Raw genomic sequence first — 16,526 nt, 5'->3', positions numbered from 1 at the left:
CCCGGTCGCCGACCTATTCGGCCCCGGTCGCCCACCTATTCGGCCCCGGTCGCCTCACCCTTTTCGTCCCCCGGTCGCGAAGCGGCCGGGGGATTTCTTTTCACCCACCGACACTCCGACTGTGACTCAGGTAACAAACCAATCGGTGTGGATATAAGTAGGGCATGAGTCAACCTTTCAATCTCGCGGCGCGGTTCCGGCGCATCGGCGTCGCGATCGTGTCACTCGCGCTCGGACTGGGGGTTACCGCGGCAGTGGGGCCGACAGCCCAGGCCAAGGACCTCTCATGCACGCTGGCCCCCACCAACGGACCCGTCACCCACACCATCAAAAGCCCGTTCCCCTTGGAGAACGGCGGCGTGATAGACGTGGAGCGGACCTACCTCCTCACCGTTCCACCGGGTCTGAAAAAATCGGCTCCGCTGCTGGTGCTCAATCACGGGGCAAATGCCAGTGCGGAGAACATCCAGCAGAACACCGGCTGGGATCAGTTCGCGGCCCAGCACGGGTTCATCACGGCCTACACCCAGACCCTGGTCCGGACCGACAGGCCGCTACCGGTCATCGGCGTCCCGCTGCCGCAGATCATCTATCCGGGCAATGTCTGGTTCTTCAACGAGGGCTCGTTCGACGTGGCCTACCTGAAGAACGTCGTCGCCGACATCAAGAATTCCTACTGCGTCGATGCCGGGCGCGTGTACAACTGGGGCTTCTCCGAAGGGGCGATCATGGCCCAGCGGATGGCCTGCGATGCGTCCGATGTCTTCGCGGCGGTCTCGTCGTGGCAGGGTTCGGATGCGACAGCGCCGAGTGCCAGCAGCCTCGACGCGGCACTCCGGCTCGGCCTCGGCCCCGTTCTCGGCCTGACCGAACTGACCGAATACATCTATCGAAAGCCGGTCCCGGCCTCGCCATGCAGGCCGAAACTTCCGATAGCCGTCGGCATCTATCAAGGCACCGCCGACCTGTACTCACAGGAGCCGGTCGGCCGGCAGAACGTCGAGCAGTGGAACATTCGCAATGGGTGCCCGACCGCTTCGACCAAATCGCAGACCAATGTCGGCTTCTGGTCGTTCATCAACGAGTACGGACCTTGCTCCAAGGACCCGCGAATCACCGAGGTATGGCAGTCCATGACCGGTGAACCCCACGGCTGGCCATCGGATCCGCAGAAGGCCGAGGACCTCCGCAACACTCAGTGGACCTACCTGTCCCGCTACACCCGGCCCTGACCAGGCCGCGGTCACTGCTGCCCGTGCGCTCGCTCCGGCGACCGCACGGGCAGCAGCGCGATCAGGCCGAGGCCCAGCACGAGCAGCAATCCCACAATCCCCGCGCGGTCGGCGCCGAAGGCCCAGGCGAACAGGCCGAACATGGTAGGAGCCAGGAACGACACCGCGCGGCCGGTCGTGGTGTAGAGGCCGAACAGCTGGCCCTCGCGTCCCGGCGGGGCGAGGCGGGCGAGAAAGCTGCGCGCGGCGGCCTGGGCGGGCCCGACGAAAATCGTGAGCAGCAGGCCGAACACCCAGAACATCGCGGGGCCGGAGACGATGAGCAGGGCGGTGCCGCACACCAGCATCGCGGCCAGCGAGGTGACGATGACCGCCTTGGGGCCGATCGAGTCGTCGAATCGTCCGGCGACGAGGGCTCCCAGCGCCGCAACCACATTCGCCGCAATGCCGAACAGCAGCACGTCATCGTCGTCGATTCCGTACACCCGCACGGCGAGTACCGCGCCGAAGGTGAACACCCCGGCCAAGCCATCCCGAAATACGGCGCTGGCCACCAGGAATCCGACGGTCCGCCGATCCGCGGCCCACAGCTCGCGCAGATCGCGCCACAGGACCCCGTACGACGCGAAGAATCCGGCGCGCGCCGCGCCCGGATCGGCATCGGTGCGGGGTATTTCGGGCACGACCATCAGCACCGGTAGGGCGAAGGCGGCGAACCAGACCGCCGCGAGCACCGCGACGAGCCGGATATTGAGCCCGTCCTCGGTCGGCACATCCAGCACTCCGCGCACGTCGCCGTCGCCGACGATGAATCCGACATAGCAGAGCAACAGCAGCAGAATGCCGCCGAAATATCCCAGCGCCCAACCGAATCCGGACACCCGGCCGATCGTCGCGGGAGTGGAGACTTGCCGCAGCATCGCGTTGTACGGGACGTTCGCCAATTCGAAAGCCGCCGAACCGAGTCCGAGCAGCAGCAGGCCCAGCCACAGATCGCGGTGGTCGTCGTGCACGAAGAACATCGCGGCCATCGCCAGGACGGTGAATCCGGTCAGCATCCCCAGCGAGAGTTTGCGCCGGGCGGTGGCGTCGAACCACTGGCCGCTGATCGGCGCGGTGAGCGCGACCACGAGCCCCGACAGACCCAGCGCCCAGCCGAGCCACACGCTCGCCGACGTATCGCCGGGCAGGTCGTCACCCACCTTGTCGGTGAGATACACCGAGAACACGAACGTGAGGATCACGGCATGGAATGCGGCCGAACCCCAATCCCACAATCCCCACGCCACCACGTGTCCCCGACCGGCGGCCTGCCCGATCGTGGCGCGCCCAGGAGCTTCGGTCATGCAGCGCAGCGTAGGCGAGGACGCCACGCGCCGCGCCCGAGCCGCCGATATCCCGCTCACGGTGCTGTCGCCGGAGACCTACTACCTGCTCGTCGGCAAGTCACGGCCGGGAATTCGGCCAGGCATCCTCGACCGGCCACCCGCCCGCGATCAGATGCTCCCGCACCCGCGCCAGATCCGATTCCCGCGGCATCTCGTCGGTGAGTTTGGTGATGACCACCCCGGCATCCACCCGTTCGGCCGGAATAGCGCCCTGTTCGACGAGCGCCGACGCCACCTGCCGCACCTCCTCCTGGGTCAATCGCCGCGACAGCAGCGCCAGCAGGGGCACGTAGTCCGCCTCGGGCACGCCCTGCGGATAACCGGCACGCAGCCAATCGACGATCCTGGTGAGGAGTTCGGATAGCGGCATCGATCTCCAGTTCTGTTCGCGGCGGCGGGGTTTCGAGCGTTGTCCAAGTTCTGTGTCATCGTCCCGGCTGGGCGGTTCACATGCAAACCCGGCCGCGCCCGGCCAGCGAACGGGACCGACACGCCGTAGCTACGGATATCCGCACGTCGCACCTCTGAACCCATTTCCATTATCGGTGATCCAGATAACAAACCGATCGGTGTGGCTAGATGAATAGCGTGATCATGTACGCACATCGACGAGGGCGTCGCGCCGCAGTGGCCCGGCTCTGCGCTGCCATCGCCTCGATAGCGCTCACCTTCGGCGTGGTCGGTGCGGCCGGAACCATGACCGCGCAGGCCCAGCCCGGATGCACGTTGGCTCCGACCGATGGCACCGTCACCGTCACGATCAGCAGCCCGCTCACAGGGTCGATCGCGGTGCCCACCACGCGGACCTACAACCTCTACGTTCCGCCCGGACTGTCCGGCGATGTTCCGCTGCTGATCGCCAACCACGGATTCCTGGCCAATGCCGAGAATATGGAGCGGGGATCGGGGTGGTCGGCGTACGCGCGCGAACACCATTTCATCGTCGCCTACAGCCAGACCCTGGTGGACGGCCCGCTCGTCCCGGGGCTCGCGTATCTGGGCAATGTCTGGTACGTCGAGCAGAACTCCATCGACGTGGCATACCTGAAGAACGTCGTCGCCGACATCTCGGGCAAGTACTGCATCGATCCGAAGCGGGTGTACAACACCGGCCATTCCCAAGGCTCGATCATGGCCCAGCGGATGGCCTGCGACGCGGCCGATATCTTCGCGGCGGTGGGCTCGTGGGCGGGTGCGGACCCCACCTTCCCGACCGCCTTCGGCAGCACGGTACCCACGCCCTGCACCCCGAGCCGTCCCATTGCGGTGGGCATCTTCCAAGGCCAGGACGACCCCTATTCCACCGACGAGGGGATCGGGCCGGACAACATCAGGGCCTGGACGGCGCGCAACGGCTGCCCGACAGCACCGACCAGCACGTCCACCGACCAGTTCGGAACCACGAGGGAATACGTCCCCTGCAGGGCCGGAATCACCGAGGTGTGGCGGGTGATGGTCGGCGTCGCCCACCAATGGCCGGGCGGCTCCCCCGACAACCCGCGCGCCGAGGATCTGCGCAACCACATCTGGAACTACCTCACCGCACACCCCATGCCCTGATCGGTGCTCATCCGCACCGATCAGGGCATCGACTGAGCCGGAACAAATCCCGGCCCACCCTCGTTGAAGCTACCGATACTCCGATTCGTCTGTGAATGTCACGTCGTTTCCGGGGCGAAAAAATGACCCGACAGCGGCGTAACGCTGTGTCACCATGAACGCGATGATCAGTCCGATCCCACCCGGGATCTGGCACTACGGCGAGCACCAGGAAGGAGGTGGCCGATGCATCCGATATTCACCCCGTCGATGAACGACGTTGGGAGCCAGCGACTTACGAGTCGGGGGCGGCGAATGCGGACCGCGGCGTGCGACGAGCACCGCAATTCGGAATCCGGCCGCCTCCTCGGCCGGGTCTGACCCGACCGCAACCTGTCTTCTTTCCCGTTTCACGAAACATGGTGACTCCCATGCTGTCCCGTCGTGCCGCCGACGCGGCCCTCACTCCCGACAACTGGATACACACCGCGGTGCTCGTGCTCAACGCCTCCTACGAGGTGCTCACCGAGATCGATGCGGACCGGGCGGTGGTGCTGCTCATCACCGACGCGGCCGAAACCGTCGCCGTGCGCGAGCCGCATTTCCCGATTCGGTCCAAGCATCTGGAAATAGCTCTTCCGGAAACGATTCGACTGCGGCGATACGTCTATCTCGAACACAGGGTGCTGGTGCACGACGAGAGCCGGGCGACCCTCGCGGGTGTGCTTCGCCGCGACGACCACCGCTGCGGATACTGCGCCGGCTGGGCACGCACCGTCGACCACATCCGCCCGCGCAGCCGGGGCGGGCCGAACACGTGGAGCAACCTCATCGCCGCCTGCGGGCCGTGCAATACGCGCAAGGCCGACCGCACGCCCGAGGAGGCCGGGATGCGGCTGCTGTGGGAGCCCAAGGCGCCCGACGACATGGCCGAGCGACAACGGCGGATCTGGAAGGACCTGACCGCCATCCCCTGAGAGACCCGAGAAAGGAGGGGATCCGAATGACGAACGCAGTGCAGGAGCTCACCCTGGTGGATCTGCTCCCGCTCTCGGACTCGCAGAGCTGGGAGCAGGCCGCCTGCAAGGGCGACCCGAACCACGACGCGTGGTTCCCGTACCCGTCGCAGGACTTCGCGTACGCGCGCAGCGTCTGCGCGGGCTGCCCGATCCGCCGCCAGTGCGGCGAGTTCGCCGCCAACACCGGCCAGTCCGGCGTCTGGGGCGGCCACGAGTACGACCGCGGCCGGATGATCCGGGAGTAACAGGGCGCCTGCTCGCCGTCCCGGCGGGCCCACCCCGTAGGTCCCGGCGTGCCCACCCCGTAGGTCCCGGCTTACTCACCCTCCAGGTCCCGGCGTGCTTTTGGCCGGGACCTGGACGACGCGGCAAATCCCGCGTGAACCTACACTGGAAGATCGTGGGTACACATCGCAGCGCGGCCGGGTCACGGGGCGTTAGCAAAGGTCTGGTTATATCCGTGGTGGCGGTGCTGCTGGTGGTTGCGGCGGTGGGCGGCTGGTTCTGGCTGAGTCGGCATGCCGCCAGCGAGAACCGCAGCGCGGCCGCCGAATGCGTCGAGGGGCCCGCCACCCTCGCCGTCACCGTCGATCCCGATATCGCGGCGCCCGTGCGGGCCGCCGCCGAGCGCTACAACGCCACGAAGCCGAAGGTGCGCGATCACTGCGCGAATGTCGCGGTGACCGTGCAGCCTTCGGCGGCGGTGGTGGCCGGATTCACCTCCGGCTCCTGGGGTCCCGAGCTGGGACCGCAACCGGCGCTGTGGATTGCGGATTCCTCGCGATCGATCGAGGCGATGCGCGTACCCGGATTGGTGGAGGGCACCCCGGCTCCGGTCGCGGTCAGCCCGATCGTGCTGGGGGTGCCGGATCAACTGCGCCAGGCCCTGGAGAAGGCGAAGGTCGGCTGGTCGGATCTGCCTCGGCTGCAACAGGGTTCGCTGAGCGAGATCGGCGTGGACGGCTGGGGTGGGCTGCGCCTGGCGGTGCCGACCGGCGACAACACCCTCGCCGCGGCCGCCGCCGTCGGCGCATCCCTGTCCAGCGCGGATCCGCTCACCGACGAGGCCGCCCGCTCCGGCCAGGTGGTCTCGGCGATTTCCCGGCTTGCCGCCGACGCACCGCAGGCCGGCGATACGGCCGCGGCGCTCGATGCCCTCGCGGGCGCGGGCGATCCGGCCAAGGCGCCCATTCACGCCGTGGCGGTAACCGAACAGCAATTGAAGGCCAAGGGCGGCGTGGCCGAATACCGCCCCGCCGGTTCGGCTCCGGTGGCCGACCACCCCGCGGCGATGCTGACCGGCTCGTGGGTGGACAAGACCCAGAACCTGCTCGCGGGCGTGTTCACCGACTATCTGCGCGCCCCCGATCAGCAGAAGTTGTTCGCCGACAACGGTTTCGGCCCGGCACCCGGGACCGCGGCCGCGGTGCCGAGCAAATCGGTTCTCGACCAGGTGCGTTCGGTGCTGGCCAATCCGGTGCTCGGCGTGCAGGCGACCGTGCTGATCGACACCTCCGCGGCGATGGGCACCACCGACGGTCCGCTCACCCGCCTGGGCAACACCCTCGGCGCGCTGCAGTCCACGATGGATACGATGCCCCCGGATTTCGGCCTCGGTGTCTGGACCTACTCGCGCGATCTCGACGGCACCAAGCCCTACAAGATCCTCGCCCCCACCGCGGCGCTCACCCAGCAGCACCGCACCGACGTGGTCAAGTCCCTGTCCGGCGTCACCCCCACCAGCTCCCGCACCGACCGCACCTACCCCGCCCTCGAGGCCGCCTACCGCAGCGCGGTCGACGAATACGCCGCGGGCCGAACCAATTCCGTCCTCTTGGTCACCGCGGGCCCCAACGACGACTCCGACATCACCGGCGACCAGCTCATCTCCGATATCACCGCCGCCACCGACCCCGCCCACCCCGTCCGCATCGACATCATCGTCATAGGCGGCCAAGGCACTACCAGCCTCCAAACCCTGGCCCAGAAGACCGGCGGCACCTACACCCGAGTCGCCAGCTCCGACAACCTCACCTTCGGCACCGCCATGAACAAGGCCCTCACCACACCCTGACCTGTCGGCCCCCTGTGCCACCATGCCTGCATGGGGAGGAGACCGTGGCAGCCACCACCGTGCGTGTACATCCTGGCCAGTCACCCGCACGGCGTGCTCTACATAGGCGCGACGAGCAATCTCCTCGGCCGGGTGTGGCAGCACAAGAACGACGTCGTGGAGAGCTTCACCAAGTGCTTCCGCGTCCACACCCTCGTCTGGTACCAGACTGCCGGAACGCTGGAAGCCGCCTACCTCCACGAGAAGCGCCTCAAAACATGGCGCCGCGAACGAAAGATCCACCTGATAGAGGCCACCAACCCCACGTGGGAAGACCTCTATCCGACGTTGCTGTAGGACATTCCAGCGACAGCGGATCGCCGTGGGCCGCAGTGGAATCGACGGTGCGCATGGCGTGATCTGTGGGATGTATGTCGTTGACGCCGCTCGGTGTGCTGCTGGAGGGTTGACTCGTGCAGCAGCGACGCGTCGTGTTCGTGATCTTCGACGGCTTCCAGGCCCTCGACCTCCTCGGACCACACGAGGTCTTTCAGGGGACCGGGGGCTATCAGTGCCAGGTCGTGGCGACGCGGGCGGGCGTCGTGCGCTGCGACAGCGGCCTGGTGATCGGGGCCGAATCCGGCGTGGACGCAGTCGACCCGGCCACCGTGGACACCCTGGTGATCGTCGGCGGCCCCGGCATCGACGACGCGAGGACGGATGAGCGGCTGATGGACTGGCTCACCGCCGCGGCGGGGCACGCCCGGCGGACCGCCTCGGTGTGCACCGGCGCATTTCTCCTGGCCGCGGCGGGCGTATTGGATGGACGCCGGGTCGCCACCCATTGGGCGTATGCCGACCAATTGGCGCGCGAGTACCCCGCTGTCACCGTGGATCGTGAACCGATCTTCCTCCGCGACGGCCACGTCTGGTCCTCCGCCGGCGTGACCGCCGGCATCGACCTGGCACTGGCGCTGGTCGAGGAGGACCAGGGACGCGAGACCGCCCTCACCTGCGCGCGTTACCTCGTGATGTTCCTGCGCCGGCCGGGCGGGCAGTCGCAGTTCAGCACCGCACTGTGGCGGGTGCAGCCGTCCACCGATCCGATTCGTGTCGCGGTCGCGGCGATCCACGCCGACCCGGGCGCCCGGCACAGCATCGGTGATCTCGCCGCCCGGTCGGGGCTGAGCCCGCGCCATCTGCAGCGCCGTTTCACCGCCGAACTCGGCACTCCGCCCGGCGCCTACATCGAGCAGGTCCGCGTCGAAGCGGCTCAACGCGCGCTGGCCGAGGGAGACTCGATCGACACGATCGCGCGCCGGTGTGGTTTCGGATCCGCCGAATCGCTGCGCCGCGCATTCCACCGCCGACTCGGACTCGCACCCTCCGATTACCGGGACCGGTTCCGGTCCACCTCCACCGCCGCTTCGGCGTAGTCCGCAACTCGCGATCCTGAGCGGTTCCTATCCGTCCGCGCCGCAACGAGCGACGCGCCTGTTCACCCTCGCCACAAGGAGATTCACGATGTCACCGGACCTGCCCGACACCCCGCTGGCACGAGCGGCCGGCGCGCTGATCGACAGCGAACTGGATGCGCCGCTGCGCAATCACAGCCTGCGCTCGTTCCTGTTCGCGCGTGCCCTCGCGGATTCCCAGGGCCTGCACGCCGGTGCGGACTACGACGAAGAGGTCATGTTTCTCATCTGCGCCCTACACGACATCGGCCTGGCCGACGCCGCCGACGGCGATCAGCGGTTCGAGGTCGACGGAGCCGACTACGCCGCGGAATTCCTGGAATCGCAGGGAATCACCGACGAACGCGTGGACATCGTCTGGGATGCCATCGCCGCCCACACGACCGGCCTCAGCAGTTCACCTGTCTACCGGCGGCGGCGTCCGGCCGCCATCTGGATCGCCGTGGACGGAATCGGCATCGATATCGGCGGCAGCGCGCAGATGCTCCCCGGCGGTTACGCCGACCGGGTGCACGCGGCGTACCCGCGGCTGGGCGGTATCCGCGCGTTGACCCGCCGCGTCGAGGAACAGGCCGTGGCGAATCCACGCAAGGCCCTGCCGGGATCGCTGACCGGCGAGGTCGTGCGGCTCAGTCACCCGGAACTGGTCCCCACCTGGGCAGACATCATCGCCGCGAGCGGCTGGAACGACTGAACCGACCTCTCCCCACCACGGACAGGAGTCCTCATGACCGACCACGGTGTCACTTTCATCAACGCCATCGAACTACCCGCCGAAGAAGTCGACGGCTTCATCGAGCAATGGCACGCACGGGTGGCCATCATGGCCACGGCGCCCGGTTTCCGCGACGCACGGCTACACCGCGCGCTGCTGCCGAACGCACGGTTCCAACTCGTCAACGTCGCGCACTGGGACAGCGCCGAGGCCTGCGAAGCCGCCGGCGGACACCCGACGGTCACCGCCTCCGTCGCGGAAGCCCGGAAAACAGCGAGCGCTAATCCCGCCCTCTACCGCATCGTCGCGCAAGTCGCCCGTTAGGCGCCGCTCATTTGCTGCAGCTTTTTCGTCGCGTGCTCTTTGACCCGCAGGAACTCCTCGGTCGGGCTGAAGACGAGGATTTCGGTGTCGTCATCGGAGACGGGAACATGGCCCGGTCCCACATAGAACGCGTCGCCTTGCTCGCAGATCTCCTCGTGATCGGCAAACCGGTAGCGCATCCTGCCCTTGAGGACGTATCCCCAGTGCGGACAGGGGCAGCTATCGCCCGGTAATCCCTGCATTAAGGGTGATTCGTCCACTCCCTGCCGGTAGTGGAAGAAGTCGACCGTGTAGCCCTCGATCTCCTCGTGTCGATCGACCAGCACGCCGCCGTCGTCGACCTCGGCCGCGCTCTTCTTGGATACCTTCGGCATGGCGTCCTCCTCCTGCGGTGAAGTGGCCGGAACAGGATGACCAGGATTGGATAGCCAACCTGTTGCTAACGATGCTTCTCCGTATCGCCGCGTCTGTCAACAACCAGTTGGTTACAGACGGTAAACTCGCAGCTATGCCACCCGATTCGACGGCCACCCGCACCCGTTTGCTGGATGCCGCCACCGCCGAGTTCGCCGCCCACGGCATCGCGGGCGCCCGCGTGGAGCGGATCGCGGCGGCGGCCGGTGCGAACAAGCAGCTGATCTACCGATACTTCGGTGACAAGGAGAAACTGTTCGAAACCGTGCTGCATCGGCTGCTGACCCAGACCGTGCAGGCCGTCGAGCTCGATGTCGACGATCTGCCCGGCAGCGTCGGCCGGCTGTTCGACCACAATGTGGCACACCCCGAGCACGGGCGACTGCTGCGGTGGGACCGGTTGGAGCGCTCGGCACGGGTGGCCGCGATCGTCCACACGGAAATACACCAGCGCAACGTCGCCTCCATCGAAACCGCGCAGCGGGCGGGCACAGTGGATGACAGCATCCCCGCTGTTGATCTGCTCGCATTGCTCTACGCCCTCGCCGACGCCTGGCGCGACGCCTCACCGGTACTGCACGAACTCGCTGACAAGGATCGGAATCCCGCTGCCGCCCTGGCACATCACCGCATCATCGCCGTCGAAGCCGCCCGCCGCATCCTCTCCGGCCCCACCTCCTGACAGACGGCCACCGCCCGAGCCGGCCACTCCCAGCTGTAATCCCATTCGGCCCTGGCGATCTCACAGAATGTCGACCGTTCCCGCGGTTGTCAGCGGTCGTAATGTGCGGTGACAGCGTCTTGTCCGGTGTAGTTCGGTCCAGCGTGGTCGTCAGCACCGAGATACCGGAATTCCCAGCGGGGAAGCCCCGGTCCGGTACGGGTGATCCGATGGTTCCTGGCGTCGTAGCGGAATCCATTGTGGCGTAGCGCGCTAGTCAATCGCCTACCGATCGGCGCGCCGTCGGCCCACCGTACCGAAGCGGCGTCGAAGTTGGCTACGAACTGCCCGTCCCCGGTGAGCCAGGATGCCATCCGTGTCAGCGCGGCGAGTTTGTCGCCGACGTAATGCAAGACGTGAACGGAGGTGATGAGATCCACAGGCACATCCGGGGCCCACGTCAACACCGACCCGGTGACCAGGTCGACGCCGGCGGTAGCAGGCCCGCCGAAGTAGCCCACGAGATCCAAGCCGATGATCTGGACCTGCCCGGCCAGGACTCCGGACGCTTCGAAAAGCGCACGGCCGCTACCACATCCGACATCCAGCCACCGCTGCGGTGTCGAGCGTGCCGCCAGCCAGGCCACCGGATCGAAGCCGAGTTCGCGCCGATAGGCGGCCAATCCGCGCTCGCGGTTCATTGCGGAGTTCGCCACCACTGCGGTCTGCTCCAGGCGCGCGTCGTCCAGGAACACTGTCACATCGACATCCTGCAGCAAGGCACGATGTTTCGGTACAGGCTCGGCCGAGGCGCACCTGCCGCGATGAGTTTCGGTCGGGTCGGGAGTCTGTACTGGTGACCGTTGTAGGGCGTCGTAGGACGCTGCCCGGCACGAGATACCGCGGAGGACACCATGACTACCACGCCGAACGACCCGACCACTGTGCTGCCCGGCCGCCCACCCATCGTCGACCTGGCCACCTGGCAGACCGCCCGTGACGAGCTCCTGGTCCGCGAGAAGGCCCACACCCGCGAGGGCGACGCCCTTGCCGCGGCGCGGCGCCGGCTGCCGATGGTGGAGTTCGACGGGACGGTCGAGGTCGTCGGACCCGACGGCCGGGTCCCGTTCCTGGACCTGTTCCAGGGCCGCGACGAGCTCGTGGTCTACAAGCACATGTGGTACGACGGCGCGCCGCACCAGGGGCAGTGCGAGGGCTGCACCACCACGGCCTGGCACCTGAAAGACGCCGTCTACCTCAACGCCCGCGGCGTCTCGTTCGCCATCCTGACCACGGGTCGTCGGGACGAGGTGGCCTCCTACGTCGAGTTCATGGGCTACACCCAGCCCTGGTACTCCGTGCGCGACGTGGACGGACCGGCCGGCGGCGACATGGGTTACATCACCTGCTACCTGCGCGACGGCGACCGCGTGTTCCTCACCTACTCCACGACCAGCCGTGGCAACGAGCGCGTCAACGGTTCCTTGGGCCTGCTCGACATGACACCCTACGGCCGCGGCGAGGCGTGGGAGGACAACCCCGAGGGCTGGCCCGAGGGAGGCAGCTCATGCTGGTCCTGGCGCTCGGACGCGGACGGCAACGCCACCTGGGGCCCAACCAGCCGCCCGGTCCCGCAATGGACCCGCCCCGGCGCACCCCCCGTGCAGACCCTGGGCCGCCACGGTCACCACCGCTGACGCACCAGAACCTTCCCTGTCGGATCAGGTTCGGCTGTCGAGCAGAGTGGTGACCTCGCGGGCACAGCCCCAGGACAGGGTTACTCCCAGGCCGCCGTGGCCGTAGTTGTGGACGATGGTGTGGTTGTTGATGTGGTCGAGTTCTACTCGGACGGAAGGGCGTTGGGGGCGTAGGCCGACGAGGTGGGCGAGGACGGGGGCCTCGGCCAGACGAGGATCGATGTGGGCGCATCGGGTGATGATCGCGGTGGCGGTGGTGGGGTCCGGGCGCCGATCCCATACGCCGGGTTCGGCGGTGCCGCCCAGGACGACACGGTCGCCGTGGGGGAAGAACGCCGTCCACGTCGATTCGGTGTGTTGTTCGAGGAAGAAGCCGTCTATGCCGGGGTTGGCCACGACCACGTGCTGTCCTCGTACCGGAGACAGGTCCGGGTCCGGGACGAGGAAGCGCGCGGCCGATCCGGTGCAGTTCACCACGATCGGGGCCACTGCGGTGGTCTCGGCCAGGGCGGCGACGCGACGGCGTTCGAACCGAACGCCCGCCGCAGCGCACCGCCGGGTGAGATAGGCCAGATAGCGCGGCATATCCACTATCGGCGCGGTCAGCCACCGGCCGTCGCGGTAGCCGGGAGGGAGGTCCGCCGCGGCGCAGCGCCGCACCGAGCCGAGGTGCGTCTCCGCCGTCCACTCGCTCGCGCGAGTGGCCTCCAACCCGGTCACCACTCGGACGCCGGTATCGGGATCCTCGGCGTGGGCGAGCAGTTCGGTCCGGGTGTGCGCGGCCCATGCGCCGACCTTCTCCACCGGACCGAGTGCTCCACTGCCGCGGCCCCAAATCGCCCCCGCCACAGCCGAAGTCGTCTCCGCCGGATCGCTCTCGGTCCAGACGAGGACGCTGCGACCGGACTCGGCGAGGGCGATCGCGGTGGTCAAACCGATCACGCCCGCACCGAGCACCAGAACATCCGAAACCGACGACCCATCCGTCACGGTGATCCCCTCCTCGTCATCCGGCCCAACAGGTACGGCTCAGTCGGCGTAGGCCTCCAGCGGCGGGCAGGAGCAGACCAGGTTGCGGTCGCCGTATGCGCCGTCGATGCGGCGCACGGCGGGCCAGACCTTCGGCCGCGCGGAGGTGAGACCCAAGGGGTAGACGGCGGTTTCGCGCGTGTAGGGATGCGACCACTCACCGACGAGGCTGGCGGCGGTGTGGGGAGCGCCGCGCAGCGGACTGTTCTCGACGGGCCACGTGCCCGCGGCCACCTCGTCGATCTCGGCCTTGATGGCGATCATGGCGTCGATGAAAGCATCGAGCTCTTCGAGGTTTTCGCTTTCGGTCGGCTCCACCATGAGGGTGCCCGCGACCGGGAAGCTCATGGTCGGCGCGTGGAAACCGTAGTCGGCCAGCCGCTTCGCCACATCGTCGACGGTGACGCCGGTGCGCTTGGTGATCTCGCGCAGATCCAGGATGCACTCGTGGGCGACCATGGCGTTCTCTCCGGTGTAGAGCACCGGGAAATGCGGATCCAGCCGCCGCGCAATGTAGTTGGCCGATGCGATGGCCGTCAGCGTGGCGTGGCGCAGCCCCTCGGCGCCCATCATGCGGATGTAGGCCCAGGTGATCGGCAGGATCGAGGCCGAACCGTACTTCGCCGCCGACACCGCGTGCGAGCCGGATTCCAGCGGATCGCCGGGCAGGTACTTCGCCAGATGCTCGCGCACCGCGACCGGCCCGACACCCGGACCGCCTCCGCCGTGCGGAATGCAGAACGTCTTGTGCAGGTTCAGATGCGAGACGTCACCGCCGAACCGGCCCGGACGGGCAAGTCCGACAAGCGCATTCAGATTCGCACCGTCCACGTACACCTGCCCGCCGGCATCGTGCACCAGCGCGCACAGCTCGGCGACCTCGTGCTCGTACACACCGTGGGTGGACGGATAGGTGATCATGATGCAGGCCAGCCGGTCGGCGTGGTCGGCGATCTTGGCCCGCAGGTCGTCGAGGTCGACGTCGCCGTTCTCCCGGCACTTGACCACCTCGACCCGCAGCCCCGCCATCGCCGCCGACGCCGCATTGGTGCCGTGCGCGCTGGACGGGATCAGGCACGTATCCCGGTGCGTGTCACCACGATCCAGGTGATAGCGCCGGATGGCCAGCAGTCCCGCGTACTCGCCCTGGCTGCCTGCATTGGGCTGCAGGCTCACGCGGTCGTATCCGGTGATGGCCGACAGCCACGCCTCGAGATCCTCGATCACCTGCAGCAGGCCGGGCACGTCCTCGATCGGCGCGTACGGGTGCAGGCGCGAGAAGCCCGGCCAGGTGATGGGCTCCATCTCCGCCGTCGCATTCAGCTTCATGGTGCACGACCCGAGCGGAATCATGCTGCGGTCCAAGGCGATGTCCTTGTCGGACAGCTGCCGCAGATACCGCAGCATGGCGGTCTCGGTGTGGTAGCGGGTGAAGGCGGGATGGGTCAGGTACTCCGAGGTCCGCGTCTCGATCGAAGGCAGCTTCGCCTCATCCGGAATTCCATCGGCGCCGAAGCTGTCCAGCACGATCGCCACATGGGCGTCGGTGGTCGCCTCGTCGCACGCCACCGCCACATGGTCGGAGTCGACCAGCCGCAGGTTGATCCCCCGGCCCTTCGCCTTGGCCACCACGGCCTCCGCGCCACCGGGCACATGCACCAGCACGGTGTCGAAGAACCGTTCGTGCACAACAGCTTCCCCGAGCCCGGCCGCCAGCTTCTCGGCGTGGCGATGCACCCGGCGGGCGATCGCGCGCAGACCGTCGGCACCGTGATAGCTGGCGTACATGGCGGCCACGATGGCCAGCAGCACCTGCGCGGTGCAGATGTTGGAGGTCGCCTTCTCGCGGCGGATGTGCTGCTCGCGGGTCTGCAGCGCCAGCCGGTAGGCGCGCTGGCCGTCGGCGTCGACCGACACGCCGACCAGGCGGCCGGGCAGCTGACGGGCATGGGCGGTGCGCACCGCCAGATAACCGGCGTGCGGGCCGCCGAAACCGAGCGGCACGCCGAAGCGCTGGGTGGTTCCGAAACAGACGTCGGCACCCTGCTCCCCCGGCGGCGTGATGAGCGTGGCCGCCAGCAGGTCGGCACCCGCGGCAACCAGGGCGCCCCGCTCGTGGGCGGCGGCAATCAGCTCGGTCCAGTCCACGATCCGGCCCGAGGCGCCGGGCACCTGCACCAGCACACCGAAGAAATCACCGGCGGGCAGGGCGCCGGAGCCGAGGTCGGCCTCCACGATCTCGATGCCCAGCGGCTCGGCCCGGGTGAACAGCACGGTGCGCGTCTGCGGGAACAGATCGGTGTCGATCAGCAGCCGGTTCGACTTCGAGGCCCGATTGGCGCGCTGCAGCAGCGTCATCGCCTCGGCGGCCGCGGTCGCCTCGTCCAGCATGGACGCGTTGGCGACCTCCATTCCGGTCAGATCCGACACCATGGTCTGGAAGTTGAGCAGCGCCTCGAGGCGGCCCTGGCTGATCTCGGGCTGATACGGGGTGTAGGCGGTGTACCAGGCCGGATTCTCCAGCAGATTGCGCACCAGCACCGGCGGGGTCAGCGTGTCGTAGTAGCCCAGGCCGATCATCGAGGTGGCGACGGTATTCGAATGAGCCAGCGCGGCAAGCTCGTTGAGCACCTCGTGCTCGGAGGCGGGCGCGGGCAGCGCGCACAGGCCGTTGACGGCGGAATCGTCGAGGATGCTCGCCGGGACGGCACGCTCGGCCAGATCGTCCAGTGTCGCGACGCCGACGGTGTCGAGGATCCGCTCGAGGGCGGCGGAGTCGGGTCCGATGTGGCGGTCGGCGAAGGAACGGGTCACGGCAGCTCCCTGGGGTTCGGGCGGGTCGACCGCACGCACGGCACGATCGACGACGTCGGGCCCTCCCCCTCTGTCGTGGCGCCTGAGAGATTCAGGTCCCGCACGGGCGGGATCCCTTTCCCCATGGGCGGGTGGTCCGCACTGTGTGCGGCCACCTCTTTCCAGA

General features: G+C 67.8%; 17 protein-coding genes. 11 read left to right on the top strand and 6 right to left on the bottom strand.

Going from position 1 to position 16,526, the window contains the following annotated elements; translation table 11 throughout:
* Window positions 1-164: 164 nt before the first annotated feature.
* On the top strand, window positions 165-1,232 hold the full coding sequence (locus IU452_RS05280; protein WP_195107755.1) for an alpha/beta hydrolase family esterase: 1,068 nt from the start codon (window positions 165-167) through the stop codon (window positions 1,230-1,232).
* Window positions 1,233-1,243: 11 nt separating this feature from the next.
* Here the strand turns inward: IU452_RS05280 and IU452_RS05275 are convergent, their stop codons facing one another.
* Both IU452_RS05275 and IU452_RS05270 read right to left on the bottom strand, forming a co-directional pair.
* Window positions 1,244-2,578, bottom strand: coding sequence for an MFS transporter (locus IU452_RS05275; protein ID WP_195107754.1), 1,335 nt, complete (start codon window positions 2,576-2,578; stop codon window positions 1,244-1,246).
* A 100-nt stretch (window positions 2,579-2,678) separates the two neighbouring features.
* Window positions 2,679-2,990: a DUF3349 domain-containing protein gene (locus IU452_RS05270; protein ID WP_195107753.1), complete on the bottom strand. Its 312-nt coding sequence runs from the start codon at window positions 2,988-2,990 to the stop codon at window positions 2,679-2,681.
* Between the two features lie 209 nt (window positions 2,991-3,199).
* On the opposite strand from IU452_RS05270, the gene IU452_RS05265 reads away from it, so the two are divergent.
* The 8 genes from IU452_RS05265 to IU452_RS05230 all read left to right on the top strand — a co-directional run bounded on the left by IU452_RS05265 (window position 3,200) and on the right by IU452_RS05230 (window position 9,745).
* Window positions 3,200-4,180, top strand: coding sequence for an alpha/beta hydrolase family esterase (locus tag IU452_RS05265; protein ID WP_195107752.1), 981 nt, complete (start codon window positions 3,200-3,202; stop codon window positions 4,178-4,180).
* A 410-nt stretch (window positions 4,181-4,590) separates the two neighbouring features.
* Window positions 4,591-5,136 carry an HNH endonuclease gene (locus tag IU452_RS05260; RefSeq protein ID WP_195107751.1) on the top strand — a complete coding sequence of 182 codons (546 nt, stop codon included), beginning with the start codon at window positions 4,591-4,593 and terminating at the stop codon, window positions 5,134-5,136.
* 26 nt (window positions 5,137-5,162) lie between these two features.
* Window positions 5,163-5,423: a WhiB family transcriptional regulator gene (locus IU452_RS05255; RefSeq protein ID WP_195107750.1), complete on the top strand. Its 261-nt coding sequence runs from the start codon at window positions 5,163-5,165 to the stop codon at window positions 5,421-5,423.
* A gap of 155 nt (window positions 5,424-5,578) precedes the next feature.
* Window positions 5,579-7,252 (top strand): VWA domain-containing protein, encoded by a 1,674-nt coding sequence (locus tag IU452_RS05250; RefSeq protein ID WP_195107749.1) that lies wholly within the window; start codon window positions 5,579-5,581, stop codon window positions 7,250-7,252.
* A gap of 30 nt (window positions 7,253-7,282) precedes the next feature.
* Window positions 7,283-7,588 carry a GIY-YIG nuclease family protein gene (locus tag IU452_RS05245; RefSeq protein ID WP_195107748.1) on the top strand — a complete coding sequence of 102 codons (306 nt, stop codon included), beginning with the start codon at window positions 7,283-7,285 and terminating at the stop codon, window positions 7,586-7,588.
* A 116-nt stretch (window positions 7,589-7,704) separates the two neighbouring features.
* Window positions 7,705-8,667 (top strand): GlxA family transcriptional regulator, encoded by a 963-nt coding sequence (locus IU452_RS05240; protein WP_195107747.1) that lies wholly within the window; start codon window positions 7,705-7,707, stop codon window positions 8,665-8,667.
* An 88-nt stretch (window positions 8,668-8,755) separates the two neighbouring features.
* Window positions 8,756-9,400, top strand: a complete 645-nt coding sequence (locus IU452_RS05235; RefSeq protein ID WP_195107746.1) for an HD domain-containing protein — start codon at window positions 8,756-8,758, stop codon at window positions 9,398-9,400.
* 33 nt (window positions 9,401-9,433) lie between these two features.
* Window positions 9,434-9,745, top strand: a complete 312-nt coding sequence (locus IU452_RS05230) for an antibiotic biosynthesis monooxygenase family protein (RefSeq protein WP_195107745.1) — start codon at window positions 9,434-9,436, stop codon at window positions 9,743-9,745.
* On the opposite strand, the gene IU452_RS05225 is transcribed toward IU452_RS05230, so the two are convergent.
* Window positions 9,742-10,119, bottom strand: coding sequence for a hypothetical protein (locus tag IU452_RS05225; protein WP_195107744.1), 378 nt, complete (start codon window positions 10,117-10,119; stop codon window positions 9,742-9,744). The two genes, IU452_RS05230 and IU452_RS05225, sit on opposite strands and share 4 nt — an antisense overlap.
* Window positions 10,120-10,253: 134 nt before the next feature.
* Here IU452_RS05225 and IU452_RS05220 point away from each other — a divergent pair, with 134 nt between their 5' ends.
* The gene (locus tag IU452_RS05220; RefSeq protein WP_195107743.1) at window positions 10,254-10,841 is read left to right on the top strand and encodes a TetR family transcriptional regulator; all 588 of its coding nucleotides are present in this window, start codon (window positions 10,254-10,256) and stop codon (window positions 10,839-10,841) included.
* A gap of 89 nt (window positions 10,842-10,930) precedes the next feature.
* Here the strand turns inward: IU452_RS05220 and IU452_RS05215 are convergent, their stop codons facing one another.
* Window positions 10,931-11,581 carry a class I SAM-dependent methyltransferase gene (locus IU452_RS05215; RefSeq protein ID WP_324192447.1) on the bottom strand — a complete coding sequence of 217 codons (651 nt, stop codon included), beginning with the start codon at window positions 11,579-11,581 and terminating at the stop codon, window positions 10,931-10,933.
* Between the two features lie 153 nt (window positions 11,582-11,734).
* Between IU452_RS05215 and IU452_RS05210 the strand changes: the two genes are divergently transcribed.
* Window positions 11,735-12,517, top strand: a complete 783-nt coding sequence (locus tag IU452_RS05210) for a DUF899 domain-containing protein (RefSeq protein WP_195107742.1) — start codon at window positions 11,735-11,737, stop codon at window positions 12,515-12,517.
* 24 nt (window positions 12,518-12,541) lie between these two features.
* On the opposite strand, the gene IU452_RS05205 is transcribed toward IU452_RS05210, so the two are convergent.
* Together IU452_RS05205 and gcvP are read right to left on the bottom strand one after the other, a co-directional pair.
* On the bottom strand, window positions 12,542-13,507 hold the full coding sequence (locus IU452_RS05205; protein WP_195107741.1) for an FAD-dependent oxidoreductase: 966 nt from the start codon (window positions 13,505-13,507) through the stop codon (window positions 12,542-12,544).
* A gap of 39 nt (window positions 13,508-13,546) precedes the next feature.
* Window positions 13,547-16,360, bottom strand: a complete 2,814-nt coding sequence (gene gcvP, locus IU452_RS05200) for an aminomethyl-transferring glycine dehydrogenase (protein WP_195107740.1) — start codon at window positions 16,358-16,360, stop codon at window positions 13,547-13,549.
* Window positions 16,361-16,526: the final 166 nt, after the last annotated feature.

The organism is Nocardia transvalensis, assembly GCF_015477765.1.
Taxonomy (GTDB): Bacteria; Actinomycetota; Actinomycetes; order Mycobacteriales; family Mycobacteriaceae; genus Nocardia; species Nocardia transvalensis_A.
The sequence above is the reverse complement of the archived record's forward strand: the minus strand, read 5'-3'. Positions and strand labels throughout refer to the sequence as shown.

Coding starts and splice junctions, on each gene's coding strand:
- IU452_RS05280 (WP_195107755.1), top strand. CDS start 165: ATGAGTCAACCTTTCAATCTCGCGGCGCGGTTCCGGCGCATCGGCGTC.
- IU452_RS05275 (WP_195107754.1), bottom strand. CDS start 2,578: ATGACCGAAGCTCCTGGGCGCGCCACGATCGGGCAGGCCGCCGGTCGG.
- IU452_RS05270 (WP_195107753.1), bottom strand. CDS start 2,990: ATGCCGCTATCCGAACTCCTCACCAGGATCGTCGATTGGCTGCGTGCC.
- IU452_RS05265 (WP_195107752.1), top strand. CDS start 3,200: ATGAATAGCGTGATCATGTACGCACATCGACGAGGGCGTCGCGCCGCA.
- IU452_RS05260 (WP_195107751.1), top strand. CDS start 4,591: ATGCTGTCCCGTCGTGCCGCCGACGCGGCCCTCACTCCCGACAACTGG.
- IU452_RS05255 (WP_195107750.1), top strand. CDS start 5,163: ATGACGAACGCAGTGCAGGAGCTCACCCTGGTGGATCTGCTCCCGCTC.
- IU452_RS05245 (WP_195107748.1), top strand. CDS start 7,283: ATGGGGAGGAGACCGTGGCAGCCACCACCGTGCGTGTACATCCTGGCC.
- IU452_RS05235 (WP_195107746.1), top strand. CDS start 8,756: ATGTCACCGGACCTGCCCGACACCCCGCTGGCACGAGCGGCCGGCGCG.
- IU452_RS05230 (WP_195107745.1), top strand. CDS start 9,434: ATGACCGACCACGGTGTCACTTTCATCAACGCCATCGAACTACCCGCC.
- IU452_RS05225 (WP_195107744.1), bottom strand. CDS start 10,119: ATGCCGAAGGTATCCAAGAAGAGCGCGGCCGAGGTCGACGACGGCGGC.
- IU452_RS05220 (WP_195107743.1), top strand. CDS start 10,254: ATGCCACCCGATTCGACGGCCACCCGCACCCGTTTGCTGGATGCCGCC.
- IU452_RS05210 (WP_195107742.1), top strand. CDS start 11,735: ATGACTACCACGCCGAACGACCCGACCACTGTGCTGCCCGGCCGCCCA.